The organism is Loktanella sp. IMCC34160, assembly GCF_004145845.1.
Taxonomy (GTDB): domain Bacteria; phylum Pseudomonadota; class Alphaproteobacteria; order Rhodobacterales; family Rhodobacteraceae; genus SELP01.
Genome location: NZ_SELP01000003.1, coordinates 96,020 through 109,874, shown reverse-complemented (window position 1 = coordinate 109,874; position 13,855 = coordinate 96,020). Strand labels below are relative to the sequence as shown.

Genomic DNA, 13,855 nt, shown 5'->3' with positions numbered 1-13,855 from the left:
GCGCCCCTCTACGCCCCTTGGTTCAAACGGTCAATACGGTAGGGCCAGCTCGACAATCAGCGTGCGCTGGATTGGAAGGAAGTTGTCGTCCGAGATCATCGAGGCGACAAGCCGCCCCCGGGCATCCCGCCAGACCGCGACCCCTTCAAGGTTGTCGTGGCTACCGGACCAGAGTTCCACCCCGTCGGACCCGTCGAGATTGAACCGGCGCAGACGCGTTTGAAAGCCCAGTAGCCCGACCTTTCGTTCGAGAACATAGAGCCGCCCGTCGGGGCCGATGTCGGCACCGGAAACAAGATATTCGTCGGACCGGGGCAAGGAGAACGGGATGGACCAGTCTCCATCCGAATAGCGGTAAACGGGGAAGGGCCGGTCAAAATCCCCGGATCGTTCCGGGATGGCAAAAAGCGCCCCGTCCGGGCCGATTGCCAAGGCTTCGAGGCTGGAGTTCACCTGCATGTTCCGGAAGTCCGGGTGCCGGGGCAGCCATGCGGCCTCGCCCATCAGGGTCGCATAGGTCCAGACCCGCGCCTCGCCCTCAAAGCTGACATAGATGCGCCCGTCATCGCGTATCGCCAGACCCTCTGAATCGGCCCGGAAGCCGCTGGCGGGGGTGCCGTCGGTGTCATTCAGCGGACCCTGCGCGGTCAGGTCTATCCGGTCAATGGTGCCTGCCTCGGTCCGGGTAAATGTTCCACGCACCCAAGTCCCGCTGTCAGAGATCGCGGTGAAACGCGCCCCGTCGTCGCTGACCTCGATCCCCGAAAACCCGCCCATACCGCGGCCTTGGTGGGTCCAGTGGAAAACCGAAGGTTGGGGTTCATCGGCTGCCCATGCCACTTGGGCAAGCCAGAAAAGGCCAGCAAACAAGGCAAAGGCTTTGCGCATTCAGTTGGCGGCCACCGCGGCGCATTGCCCGGGAAGCTGGGCCATGGTCAGCGGCCCGCGCGGCGGGGCGGGGTTCGGGTCGGGCGGCGGCGGGTTGAGGATATTATCCACCCAGACCTGCGCATCGGCACAGCCGTCACCGGCGGGCGGTGGGGCCTGATCTTCGCAGCCCGGCGCACCGGCGGGACAGTTCAGCCGGACGTGGAAATGGTAGTGATGCCCATGCCACGGCCGGACCTTGCGCAGCCAGTCGCGGTTGCCGGTTTCCCAGTTGCACATATCGATCTTGGCGCCGGGAAATACGAAAATGCGGGCGACGCGGGGGTCGCGGGCGGCCTCGCGCAGAAGCCGCATATGTTCTTCGGTCCAATCGCTGTTGGTATAGGCCCCGCCCGCGCGCCGCATCGAGATGGACGACAGGCTTTCGCGTTCGTCCCGGCTCAGGTTCAGGCGCTGCGGCGGAAGCATCCAGATATCCGCGTCAAGACCGGTCTGGTGGCTGGCGTGCCCGGTCAGCATCGGGCCGCCGCGCGGTTGCGACATGTCCCCGACATAAAGCCCCTCCCACCCCGGCAGGGTGGCGGCAAAGCGCGACAGGTCCTGAACGAAATCGACGGTCTGCGGCTGCGCCCAGTTGCGGTTACGGGACAGGCGCATGGCCTGCCACGTCGGGCCGGTTTCCGGCAGCTGGACAGCGCCCGCCTGACAGCCCCGCGCATAGCCGCCAAAGCTTTGCGACGGTTGGGACGACGCGGTAGGGATGTAGCCGAACACCTCTTTCGCGACGCGGGCGTCATTGGCGTTCTGGCTGGACACCCGGGTTTCGACCGGACCGTCGTAATCATCCCCGCCCTTGCAGGCGGCAAGCCCCAGTAGGGCACAAAAACCTAGGACTGCGACCCGGACCATTCTGCGCGATCTCCCTCTTTGTTGACCCAGCGTAGCAGGATCAATCCAAAGATGAAAAGCAGGATCAGCGGCGAGACCCCAAGACGAGCGGAGTTCAGCGAAGCGGTGAATATCCCGATCAGGCCGGGCGCAAGGAAGGCGGTGGCCTTGCCCGAGAGGGCGAAGAGGCCAAAGGCTTCGTTCGGTTTGTCGGGATTGGTGTGCCGGACCATCATCGACCGGCTGGCGGCATACAGCGCGCCGCCGGTTCCGCCGATCGCCGCACCAAGGATATAGAAGATAATGTCCGCAGTCCCCAGCGTAGCCCCGATCATCGGCGCAAGCGCGGCGGGGGTGGGGATGTCGTTGCGCAGGGCAATCCCGAACAGTTCTTCCCGGGTCATCGACACGATCACCGTACAGACGACGATCAGCAGCCAGACACAGACCCGGATCACCGGTTTCGGGCCGAACCGGCTGTCGCACAAGCCGCCGACCCATGTGGCGACGGCGGCCGTGATGGCCCCGACGATCCCGAACAGGCCCACCATGGTGATCGACCAGTTCAGAACCAGCGTCGCATAGACGCCGCCAAACCCGTAAAGCGCGTTCAACGCATCGCGGTAGAACATCGACGCGCCAAGGAAGGCGAAAAGGCTTTTGCGTTCGGGAAGGGACAACACGGTGCTGACCACGTCATCAAAGGCCTTCATGATCGAAGCCTTGGGCGCGTTTGCATCCGGTTTGTCTTCGCGCACCCACGCGAAGAAGGGCACCATGAAGACAACGAACCAAAGCGCGATGAACGGCCCGACGGACCGAGTGCCTTCGCGCGCTTCGGCGTCAAGCCCAAAGGCCGGGTCCATCCCGACAAGGGTCTTTCCCGTTTCGCTTTCGGCCAAGAAGATCAGCATGATGAACAGGGACAGAACGCCGCCCCAATACCCCAGCGCCGCGCCAGAGCCAGAGATCCGCCCGACCTCCTTGTCATTGCCCAGCGACGGCAGCATCGCGTTGACGAAAATCAGCAGATATTCGGCCGCGACAAAGCCAACCGAGAAGACCAGAAGCATCGTCCACATGGTCGATCCGTCGGGCATGGTCTGCCACAGCAGGGCTGCCATCACGACATAGATCGCGGAGAACACCCAGATCCACGGCATCCGCCTGCCGGTCTGGTCGGCATAGGCCCCAACGAAGGGCGCGGTAAAGGCGATCAGCAATCCGGCAAGCGTTTGCCCCAGCGACCAGAGCGATTGCGCCTGTGCGTCCGCTGTCGCCTCGTCCAGCCCCGTTCCGGCGAAATAGCCGGTGGCGACGGCGGCGAAATAGGGCCCAAAGATGAACGTCAGTCCAAGCGTGTAGAAGGGCTGAGTCGCCCAATCAAAGAACATCCATCCCCAGATGCGTTTCCTGTTCGCGCTTGCCATGCCTGTCCCCTGTTCCCTTTTGCAGGGATAAGACCCCGGCGCGCGGGTTCTGGCAAGCGCGGCGTTGGGGGTGCCGCTGCGTCAGGGGCTGCCGCGTCAGTCCTGCATCGGCGGCCAGGGGCGCTGGGCGTCTGCCGCGACCCAAGCCGTGACCCAATCGGGCAGGGGCGGCGAGATCGGGTCCAGCCCCATCTCGGCGGCGACCTCGGCGGGGGGCACGATCCCCTTTGGCCCGGTGGCGGCCGACCGGATCAGGACGTGACCGGCGCAGTCCCCACTGGTCTTCCACATCGACTGTTCGACGTAAAAGAACCTGTCGTCCCAACCGATCCCGCGCGATTTCATGGTTACCTTTTCGAAGGCCCGGATGCGGCGGCGGTAGCGCGGCGACGATCCGGCCACGGTCAGCCCCCAGCCCCGGCGGCGCAGCGCGTCGATCAACCCGGTCCGGTGACCCAGAGGGATGCGCCCAAGGTCATAAAGCGTGAGCGTACGTCCGTTGTTTAACTCCCAGAAGATATCCAGATCCCAGGGCAGGCAGTAATGGGTGCTGACGTGAGTGCCATCAAAGGGCAGTTTCGGGCTCTTGCGGGTTTTCCACATCTGCCAGGTCATGCGGATGACAGGATACATCGGGGCCTCCGTTCGTTGGGGCAGGCTTGGGGCGGGGTGACCTGCACGTCAACCGTGACGTGAGGGCAGGGGCTTGCGCGGCGGGCGGCCACGACTTACCTGTCGGGGAACCCAAGAGAAAGAGACCGGAACGATGGTTGAACTTTATCGGCTGCTCGCCCTGCTTCTGGACGTCGCCTTCTGGATCATGCTGGTTTTCGTGATCATGAGCTGGCTGATCAATTTTCAGGTGTTGAACACCCGCCAGCCGATGGTCCAGCAGGTCTGGGTCGGGCTGAACCGTCTGTTGCAGCCGATCTTTGACCCGATCCGCCGCATTCTGCCGGATACGCGGCCCTTGGACCTGTCGCCACTGGTCGTCTTCGTGGGTATCATCGCCCTGCGCGACATCATCCTGCCCGCGATCCTGCTTTAGCCTGATCGTCAGGGGGCCTTGCCCCTGATTCCCGCCTGTGGGATTGTGTTGCCAATCGAGCAATAAACCCCAACAGGCACCCCCGCATGAGCGCTGCCACGCTTCTGAGGTCGGTCTTCGGATTCGACGCGTTCCGCCCCGGCCAGCAGGAGATCGTGGAAGCCGTGGTCGAGGGCCGCAATACGCTGGCCATCATGCCCACGGGGGGCGGGAAATCCCTGTGTTTCCAGCTTCCGGCCCTTGTTCGCGACGGGGTCACGGTCGTCATTTCGCCGCTGATTGCCCTGATGCGCGATCAGGTGCGCGGGCTGCGTGAGGCCGGGGTAGAGGCGCATGCGCTGACCTCGGGCAATACAGACGCCGAAACCGATGCGGCGTTCCGGGCGCTGAGCGCGGGCACATGCAAGTTGCTTTACATGGCGCCGGAACGGCTTGCCTCGGGTGGGGCGCAGCGGATGCTGCGGCAGGCGGGCGTGTCCCTGATTGCCGTGGACGAGGCCCATTGCGTCAGCCAGTGGGGCCATGATTTCCGCCCAGACTATCTCCGGATCGGAGAACTGCGTCGGGCGCTGAACGTGCCGCTGGCCGCCTTCACCGCCACGGCGGATGCCGAAACCCGCGCCGAGATTGTTGAAAAGCTGTTCGATGGGCAGGCACCGTCGACCTTTCTGCGCGGCTTTGACCGGCCCAACATCCACCTTGCCTTTGCGGTCAAGGACAGCCCCCGGCAGCAGATCCTGTCCTTTGCCGCCGCCCGCAAGGGTCAGTCCGGCATTGTCTATTGCGGCACCCGCGCCAAGACCGAAACCCTGTCCCGTGCGCTGGCAGAGGCCGGGCATGACACCTGTCACTATCACGGCGGGATGGAGGCCGAGGACCGCCGCGTCGTCGAGGCGCGGTTTCAGCAGGACGACGGGTTGATCGTCTGCGCCACGGTGGCCTTTGGTATGGGGATCGACAAACCTGATATCCGCTGGGTCGCCCATGCGGACCTGCCCAAAAGCATCGAGGCCTATTACCAGGAAATCGGCCGTGCCGGGCGTGATGGTGCACCCGCCGAAACCCTGACCCTGTTCGGGCCGGACGACATCCGGTTCCGCCGCCAGCAGATCGACGAAGGGCTGGCCCCGCCGGAACGCCGCGCCGCCGATCATGGCCGGCTAAATGCCCTGTTGGGGTTGGCAGAGGCGCTGAGCTGCCGTCGTCAGACCCTTCTGGGCTATTTCGGAGAGGAGGCCGCGCCCTGCGGCAATTGCGACCTGTGCGATCAGCCGCCCGAGGTATTCGACGGCACCACACCTGTCCGCATGGCCCTGTCCGCCGCGCTGCGCACCGGGGAAAGCTTCGGGGCCGGGCATCTGATCGAGATTCTGCTGGGGTCAGACACCGACAAGATCCGCCAGCGGGGTCATGACAGCCTGCCGACCTATGGCGTGGGCAAAGAGTATGACCGGCGCCAATGGCAGGCGATCTTCCGGCAGATGATGGGCCATGACCTTCTGCGCCCCGATCCGGAACGTCATGGCGGATTGCGGATGACGGACCGCGCCCGCCCGATCCTGCGCGGCGAGGAAAGCATCGACTTGCGCCGCGACACGATCCGCGCCGCCAAGGGCAAGGGCCTGCGCGTCAAGATGTTGGTGAGCGAGGAGGACGCGCCGCTTCTGTCCGCGCTCAAGGCCAAGCGACGGGCGCTGGCCGAGGCCGCAGGCGTTCCCGCCTATATCATCTTTAACGACCGCACCCTGATCGAGATGGCGGAAAAGCGCCCCGTGACGCTGGACGCCATGGCGCAGGTTGGCGGCGTGGGGGCGAAAAAGCTGGAAAGTTATGGTGACGCCTTCCTGTCGGTGATCGCGGGCGCGGTCGAAGAGGTGCACCCGGCCCGCCGCAAACTGGCCGGTCGGGCAGAGGGCACCGTCTATGACCGGCTGCTGGCCGTTCAGGCCGATCTGGCGCGGGGAGAGACGGGATTGGACAAGCCCATGTCCTGCACCGCCGCGCAGCTGGCAAAGGTCGCCAAGACCCGGCCGTCCGACCTCGGCGCGCTGGCCCGCTTGATCGGGGACAGGCATTCCGAACGGTTCGGCCCGGCCTTCCTGTCGGTCCTGCAGGACGACGGCTAGGGTGCCAGAAGCTCGATCTCGGTCCGGGCCGACCGCCCTTCGGCGTCGATCACGGTCAGGGCCGAGAACCCGCGCCCAAGGGCGTCAATCTGAATCTCGCGCCGGTAGGTGGTGCCGACGGGAACACCGTTGGCCAGCCATGTGAAGGGGCCGGCCCCATCGCTGACCCGCGCCACCAGACCACCGCCGGCGAGCCTTGCACCATCGGGGGGGAAGGCGATGCGCGGTGCGCCCTCGTCCAGCTGTCCGCCCCTTGGCCGGAACCGTTGCAGGGGCAGCGGCAGTTGCGCCGTCGGCAGAAGCAACGTGGCGGGGGGCGGTGGCGGGATCGGGTCGATCCGCGGTTTCAGCCGTTCAAAGGCTTCGAACATGATCGGTGCGGCAAGGTCTGCGCCAAAGGCCCCCGGCACTGGTGTTCCATCGGCCCGCCCCATCCAGACCGCCACCACGTGCCGCCCGTCAAACCCCACCGCCAGCGCATCCCGATGCCCATACGAGGTGCCGGTCTTGAAGGCGATCCCGGTGCCCTGCACCCCGGCCGGGCGCGGGGCCTGAAGCAGGATATCGGCAACCTGCCAGGCAGCGACCTCTCCGACGATCCGCTGCGGCGCGAAACCGTCCGACGGGGTAGGCAGGGCGCGCAGATCGACGGCGACGCCGCCTTGCGCAAGGCCCGCGTAAAGCCGGGTCAGGTCTTCCAGCGTCATGCCGACGCCGCCAAGGGCCACCGCCAGACCGGGCCGCCCGCCGGGCAAGGCGGGATCGGCCCCCGCCCGTCGCAGCCCGGCAAGGATGTGGTCCGGCCCCAGCGCTTCGGTCAGGCTGACGACGGGGATGTTCAGCGACCATTGCAGCGCATCCCGCACCCGGATGTCGCCGCGATAGGCCCCGTCGAAGTTCTGTGGCCGGTAGCCGTTGAAATCCATCGGCCGGTCCGCGATCAGCGTTTCGGGATGGGCCAGCCCATTGTCGAAAGACAGGGCGTAGACCAGCGGCTTGAGCGTCGATCCGGGCGACCGAACCGCCTGTGTCAGGTCCAGAAACCCGCCCCGCCGATCCGCCGAATGGGCGCTCGACCCGACAGTGGCGAGGAGTTCGCCGGTCTGGTGATCCGCGATCATCACAGCCACCTGCACCCGGTCCGTCCGCTGCGCGACAGCGGCCTGTGCAAGGTCTTCAATCCGGGTCTGAAGCCCGGCGTCCAGCGTGGTGCGGACAACGCGCGGCCCGCCCGCAGCGACCAGCCGGTCGGACAAATGTGGCGCCAGCGCCGGGAAGGGACGGCGGTGCGTGGGGACCGGTTCGGACAGGGCGGCGCGGGCTGTTTCGGCATCCAGCACCCCGTCCGAAACCATCCGGTTCAACACCCGGTTACGGGCGGCGAGTGCGGCCGCCAGGTGCCGGTCGGGGCGTCGCGCCTCGGGCGATTGCGGCAGGGCGACCAGAAGTGCGGCCTCTGCCGGGGTCAGCCGCTCGGGCGGTTTGCCGAACCAGGTGAAACTCGCGGCGCGCACCCCTTCGACATTGCCGCCAAATGGGGCGAGGTTTAGGTAAAGCGTCAGGATATCGTCCTTGGACAGTTGACGTTCCAGCGCCAGCGCGACCCGGACCTGCCGCAGTTTTCCGGACCAGCGCCCGGTGCCGCTGTCCTCGAGCAACCGGGCCACCTGCATGGTTAGGGTGGACCCGCCCGAGATCACCTCTTGCCGCCAAAGCGCCTGCGCCGCCGCCCGCGCCATCGCCACCGGATCGACGCCTGCGTGGTCACGGAACCGCTTGTCCTCGTAGCGGATCAACATGGCAAGGTAGATGGGATCGACGGACGCGGGATCGGTGCCCATCCGCCAGCGCCCGTCGGCGACCGTATAGGCGCGCAACAGGGTGCCGGCCCGGTCCAGAACCTCGACCGATTGGTCGATCTCAAGCGCGGGCAGATCGGTTGCGTCGATCCAGATATCAACCCTGTCCCGGCCCAAAGCCGCCGCCCAAAGGACGACGGCAAGGGTCAGGCAAAGATGCTCCGCGCGGATCATTGCAGGATCGTCACCTCGCCTGCGTTGGTCCATGCGCGCCGGTCGGGCCGATACATGTCTTCAACACTGGCGGCGGGGTGGTGGAAGGTGCCCGGCGAAACCGCCCGCGCGATATAGGCCAGTCTGAACGGCTGATCCGATCGCCAGTCGACCGCCGCAAGGAACCTGTCGGACCGGAATTCGGCCGACTGGGTCGCGACAGGGTCCAGCCAGTCCAGCGCCCGGATATCCCCGGCATTCAGCAGGTTCGGGTTGTCGATCTCGTAGCCAGCCGCCAGCGGATCGGACACCATCAGCCGCCCTTCCTGCCGACCGAACGGTGTGACCGTCAGGACGGTGACAAGGCGGGTGCCGACAGACACATCCGATGGGGCGACCGGGTCACCGTCCATCGTGTAGTAGCTGCGTTCGATCGCATATCCGTTGCCACCGGCGGGTTCGGGCGTTGCTGGAACGCCAAAGGTGGTCACGGTCAATTCGGCCGCGCGGTCACCGGTGTTCGACACCCGGATCGGGGCCGCATCGGTTTGCCCTTCAAGCACCCGGACCAGCGGGCCGGTGACCGGTTCGCCGTCAAACTTGATCCCGGCGGTCGACAGGTCCGCGATCAGCGCGTTGGCGGCCATCAGGGTCCAAGCAGCCTCTTGCGTGGACAGGTGGCGGCCAGAATTGGCAACCTGCCGCGCGATCATGTCCCGGTCCACTGCTGTGCTGCCCGCCTCGACCGCGAGTGCCAGAACGGCGGCGGCATCGCGATGTGTGGTGCCGAAATCGGCCCGCCAGATCGGGGCCTCGGACCCGTCGACAAACCGCGCGGCCAAAAGCACCCCGGCCCGGCGGAACAGGGCATCGGCGCGGGTCTGGTCGCCATACATCGCAAGCGCCGTGCCCAGCTGCGCCAGCGCGAGCGGGGTCGAGAACGCCTCGGCCCGTTGATCCGCGTAGTAGCGCAGATCGCCGACCGCTGCCGCCCCTTCGCGGGCCAGAACCATCAGCGCGTAGGCCAGATCGGTGCCGCCGCTGTCGAAATCGGGGTAGTAGTTGACCCGGTTGCGCAGGTTGTCGATGGCATTGCGGAAGGCGATATCGGGGACATCGCGCCCCTGCGCCCGCGCCCTGCTCAGGAAGTCCGAGACATAGGCATCAAGCCAGAGATCGCCCGAGTAAGGCCCCCACAGCCCGAAGGCCCCGTTGGCCGATTGGTTGGCCAGAACCTCGGCCACCGCCTGATCAATCCGGTCAGATACGCGGTCCCGACCGGCAAGGCCCATCGCCGTGGCAACCTCGTCGAAATACAACAGCGGCATTGCCTGCGAGGTGACCTGTTCAGTGCAGCCATAGGGGTAGCGGTCCAGCGCGTTCAGAAGACCCGGCGCATCGAACCGCGCGAGGGGGCCGACTGACAACGTTGCGCTGCCGGTGCCATCGGCCAGACCGGCAAAGACGTTTCCGTCGAAGGTGAACACCTCGCCGGGTGCGAGGCTGAACCGGGACTGACGAGTCATCTGCGGGTCATTGCGAACCACGGGGATTGTCAGGCTCCGTTCAAGGGTGGTGCCGTCCGGCGAGGTCAGGACCAGGGTGACCTCGTGAATGCCGGGATCGACCGCTGCGATCGGCAGGCCAAAGCTGACTTTTTCACCTTCCGCAAGAGTGAACCGCGCGGGCACCTCCTGCGCGGCAAGCGCCACGCCATCGCCCTGCACCCGCAGCGCCATTTCACCGGCAGGTCCGTCCGCGTGGACAATCTCTAACAGGATGCGGCTTTGGTCACCGGGGGCAAAGAACCGCGGGGCAGAGGCCGTCAGGACCACGGGATCGCGCACCAGGACATCCGCCTCGGCCTGACCGACCCCGGTCTCGGACCATGCGATTGCCATGAGCCGAACGGTGCCATTGAACGCGGGCAGGTCAAAACTGACCTCGGCCCGCCCATCCGGGCCAATGGTGACGGGGCCTTCGAAGAAGGTGACCAGTTCCTCGGTCGGGGGTGGCGACTGCATCCCCATTTGGGCCATGGCATCGCCGCCCGACCGGACCGCGCCCATGGACCCGTTCAGCCCGTCGATCAGCCGCCCGTAAAGATCGCGCAGTTCCACGCCAAGCCGCCGCTGGCCGAAATAATGGCCGGACGGATCGGGGCTGTCGAAGCCGGTGATGTTGAGAATTCCAAGATCCACGGCGGCAAGGGTCACATGGGCGGTATCGCCCTCTGACAGGCCCGCGACGTCGATCCCCACGGTCATCGGCTGCCGGGGGCGCATCACCTCTGGCGCGTCCAGCCGGACCGAAAGCTGTTTTGGCCCCGGATCAACCGACGCATAGCCCAGCCCAAGCGCGCGCGCCGGATTGTGCCCGGCCTGCACGTCCATGGGCCGGATGACGCTCGCCGTGACATAGGCTCCTGCGCCCCAGTCGTCGGTCACGGTCAACGGGATCAGGTTTTCGCCCTCGGTTACCGCGACCGCTTCCATGTGGATCACGCGGTTTGACATGACCGTCACCAGCGCGGTCCCGGCATAGCGCGGCACGATCCGGAAGGTGGCCGTATCGCCGATCTGGTAGCTTTCGGCGTCAAGCGAGGCCTCCAGCAGGTCGGGGGTATCGCCCGCGTCCGCCGGGGCATACCAGCCCGCGTAGAACCCGGTCGAGGACGCCACATAGCTGCCATCGGTGCGCTCCACGACAATCTCGTAGCGGCCCCAGTCCACGTCGGCGGACACCTCGACCGGGTCGCCGCCAAGGGCGACCGTGCCACTTGCAACTTCGGTCCGGGTGGTGACGGCGTCCCATTCCCAACTGCCATAGAGCGAATACCACTGATACCGCGTCCGGACCCGGTTGACGGTCCATTTCACCTGCATCTCTGCCGGGGACAGGTCCGGGCCAAGGCCGATCAGGGCGAACCGGGCGCGGCCGCCTTCGGGCACGACCCCATCGAACCGGGGGTTGATCCCGATCATCGGTCCATCGGGCAGCACCGGCGCGGTGATCTGCCGTTCCACCGGGCGGCCGGACCCTTCGGACACACGGGCCGTGACCCGCATTTCCAATGGCCGCCCCTCTGCCGAAACCTCGGGCAGGGGCACAGCAAGCCGCGCTTCCCCGTCGCTGTCGGTCCGGGTGCCGGGCAGAACGTCGCGCCGGGCGTCGAACCGTTCGTCGTGGCGGCCAAAGCGGTAGCCATCGAACCCTTCGACCGCGCTGGCGGCCTGAAGAAGCACATCGCCTTCCACCGCAAGATCGGCGGCGGGGGGGCCGAACAGATACCGCGCCGACAGGTCCAGCATCGGAACGTCACCCAACCGGATCGCCCCGTCGGGCAGGGTCAGGTCGAAATCAATTCGCTCGGGCAGGAAATCCTCGACCAGAACGGTTGTGCTGGCCAAAGCCGGGGCATCCACATCCGCATGAACCGAAATCCGCCATGGCCCGCGCGGGGCAGAGGCGGCCACGGGCAAGGCAAAGACATGGCCGCCCGCAATATCATCACCCGAGAAATGCCGTGAATATTCCACCCCGTCCGGGCGGCGCAGGATCGCGGTCAGCGGCAGGCCCGGCAGCGCGGCGGCAGAGGCATCCCGTGCCAGAGCGGTAAGGTGGATAACCTCGCCCGCGCGGTAGGCGCCCCTGTCGGTCGCGATGAAGGTGTCGATCGCGCCGGCCGGATCGCGCCCTTCGACGCCGCGGTCCGACAGGTCAAAGGCGGCAGCGGTCAGTGACAGGAAGGCAAGGTCGTCGCCCTTGCGGACCGTCACCATGGCCGGGGCGGCAGAGCCGGTGCCGCGCGTCAGACCGGGATCGAAACGGGCGACCCCTTCTGCGTCGGACAGGGCCGTGCCAAGGACAGCGTTGGCCTCGGACAAGAGCGTGACCTCTGCGCCGTCGGCGGCGGAGGCGTCGGCCAGTGACCGCACTGCGACCGTCAGGCCATCCGTGCCAAGGAAGGTTGCCACGCCAAGGTCCGACAGCACGAACCACTGGGTCGCGGGCGGGGTTTCATAGGGGTCGGCGCCGGGAACCCGTGCGACCAGTGCGAAAATGCCGGGCTCTTGTCCCTCCAGCGGCTCTGCCAAGGGGACGCGGGTCAGCATGTCGCGGTTCAACTCAACCTGAAGCTCTGCCGTGCCAGACCAGGTTTCCGTGGCCATCTGGGCCGACAGATACCCTTCGCTCCAGCCGTAAAGCGGACTGCCGAGAAGGTCCTCCTGCATGGCGCGGACAAGGTTCCGGTCGGTCATCCGGTAAAGCGTCAGCTCTGCCTCTGGCAGGTTCACGGACTGAAGCGGGATTGCCGCCTCGGACGTGCGGGGCAGGACGTAGCCATTGGTTACCACGCTGACCGACGGGGACCGATCCCGAACGTAAAGGGTCAGTTCCACTGGCCGAACAAGCGCTTCGCCACTCGCGGCGGGCAGGCCCTCGCGCAGGACGATGCGGGTGCGGCTGCCATGGTCCACCCCGGCGATGCACAACCGGTCGCCCGAGGTTTCGACGGTCAGTCGACTGTCGGGCAGTTGGACGAAGGGGGTATAGTCGACGCCCGCCCGGATCAGCGGTTCCGAGAAGATCGCGCAAATGCGGGGGCTGGCGATTTCGGCCTCGATCTGGGTGTCCGCGACGCGGAACCCGTATTTGGCGATGGCGTCGTCCAGTTGCGCCTCGATATCGCGGCGCGGCTGGATATCCAGCGCCAAACGAAGCGCCGGGATCATGTCGCGCCCGCGTCCGCCCGCTTCCAGGGCGATGGCCAGATCGCCAAGGGCGGTGGCGCGGGCACCATCGGTCGGCGCGCGCAGGTAGGCGGCGATGGTCGCCGGAATCGCGCGGCCGCGCATCCGGCTTTGTTCATTGCGGTCCGAGCTGTTGGCCAGCCGGGCCAGACGGGCGTAGTCGAGCCATGTTTCCGGCAGGTCCGAGACCGAGACCGAGGCGCCGGTCAGGCGGAAGGCGTTGAGAAGGTCGCCCGAGGCTTCGCGGGCCCGGGCGGCGGCCAAAAGATCCGCCGCGCTGCGTTCGTCCGAGGAATGCAGGCGCCCGATTTCCCGTGCGAGCGTATAGGCGGCCTCCAGGTCGGCATCGCGCAGGAAGGACAGATCGGTTGCCCGCGCCGTCGCAAACCCCAGAACCGCCGGGTCCGTGGGCAGGATGCGGCCCGAAATGGCCCCGTCATAGGGCGACAGCTCGGACACGCCGGCCTTTGGGAAACAGGCCCCGGACCGCTGATTGAAGGTAAACGCGCGGCATTGCGAATTGGTCAGACAGGCGGTTTGGCAGGCGTCCAGAGTCGTATCGAAGATATTGGCAAGGTCCGAACCGTAGAAATCGACATTGCGGGAAATCGCCACCCTGCTTTCCGGCACGTAATCCTCGGCCAGGGACACGGCGGGAAGGGCGAGGCTGCACAGAAAAAGGGCAAGGAAACGCATGGATCAACTCCTT

At 66.4% G+C, this 13,855-nt stretch carries 8 protein-coding genes; 2 read left to right on the top strand and 6 right to left on the bottom strand.

The window, feature by feature from the left end; translation table 11 throughout:
- Positions 1 to 30: 30 nt before the first annotated feature.
- From EU803_RS08695 to EU803_RS08680, 4 genes are all read right to left on the bottom strand, one after another.
- On the bottom strand, positions 31 to 777 hold the full coding sequence (locus EU803_RS08695; protein WP_242494322.1) for an esterase-like activity of phytase family protein: 747 nt from the start codon (positions 775 to 777) through the stop codon (positions 31 to 33).
- Positions 778 to 888: 111 nt separating this feature from the next.
- Positions 889 to 1,797, bottom strand: a complete 909-nt coding sequence (gene mepA, locus EU803_RS08690) for a penicillin-insensitive murein endopeptidase (RefSeq protein ID WP_129681856.1) — start codon at positions 1,795 to 1,797, stop codon at positions 889 to 891.
- Positions 1,776 to 3,206: an MFS transporter gene (locus EU803_RS08685; RefSeq protein WP_129681854.1), complete on the bottom strand. Its 1,431-nt coding sequence runs from the start codon at positions 3,204 to 3,206 to the stop codon at positions 1,776 to 1,778. Before EU803_RS08685 ends, mepA begins: the two co-directional genes overlap by 22 nt.
- A gap of 96 nt (positions 3,207 to 3,302) precedes the next feature.
- Positions 3,303 to 3,839 (bottom strand): acyl-CoA thioesterase, encoded by a 537-nt coding sequence (locus EU803_RS08680; protein ID WP_129681853.1) that lies wholly within the window; start codon positions 3,837 to 3,839, stop codon positions 3,303 to 3,305.
- Between the two features lie 133 nt (positions 3,840 to 3,972).
- Between EU803_RS08680 and EU803_RS08675 the strand changes: the two genes are divergently transcribed.
- Positions 3,973 to 4,254 (top strand): YggT family protein, encoded by a 282-nt coding sequence (locus EU803_RS08675; protein ID WP_129681851.1) that lies wholly within the window; start codon positions 3,973 to 3,975, stop codon positions 4,252 to 4,254.
- A gap of 86 nt (positions 4,255 to 4,340) precedes the next feature.
- Positions 4,341 to 6,380, top strand: coding sequence for a DNA helicase RecQ (recQ, locus tag EU803_RS08670; RefSeq protein ID WP_129681849.1), 2,040 nt, complete (start codon positions 4,341 to 4,343; stop codon positions 6,378 to 6,380).
- Here recQ and pbpC read toward each other — a convergent pair.
- Positions 6,377 to 8,413: a penicillin-binding protein 1C gene (gene pbpC, locus EU803_RS08665; RefSeq protein ID WP_129681847.1), complete on the bottom strand. Its 2,037-nt coding sequence runs from the start codon at positions 8,411 to 8,413 to the stop codon at positions 6,377 to 6,379. The two genes, recQ and pbpC, sit on opposite strands and share 4 nt — an antisense overlap.
- Entirely contained in the window at positions 8,410 to 13,842 is a 5,433-nt protein-coding gene (locus EU803_RS08660) for an alpha-2-macroglobulin family protein (RefSeq protein ID WP_129681845.1), read from the bottom strand. Before EU803_RS08660 ends, pbpC begins: the two co-directional genes overlap by 4 nt.
- Positions 13,843 to 13,855: the final 13 nt, after the last annotated feature.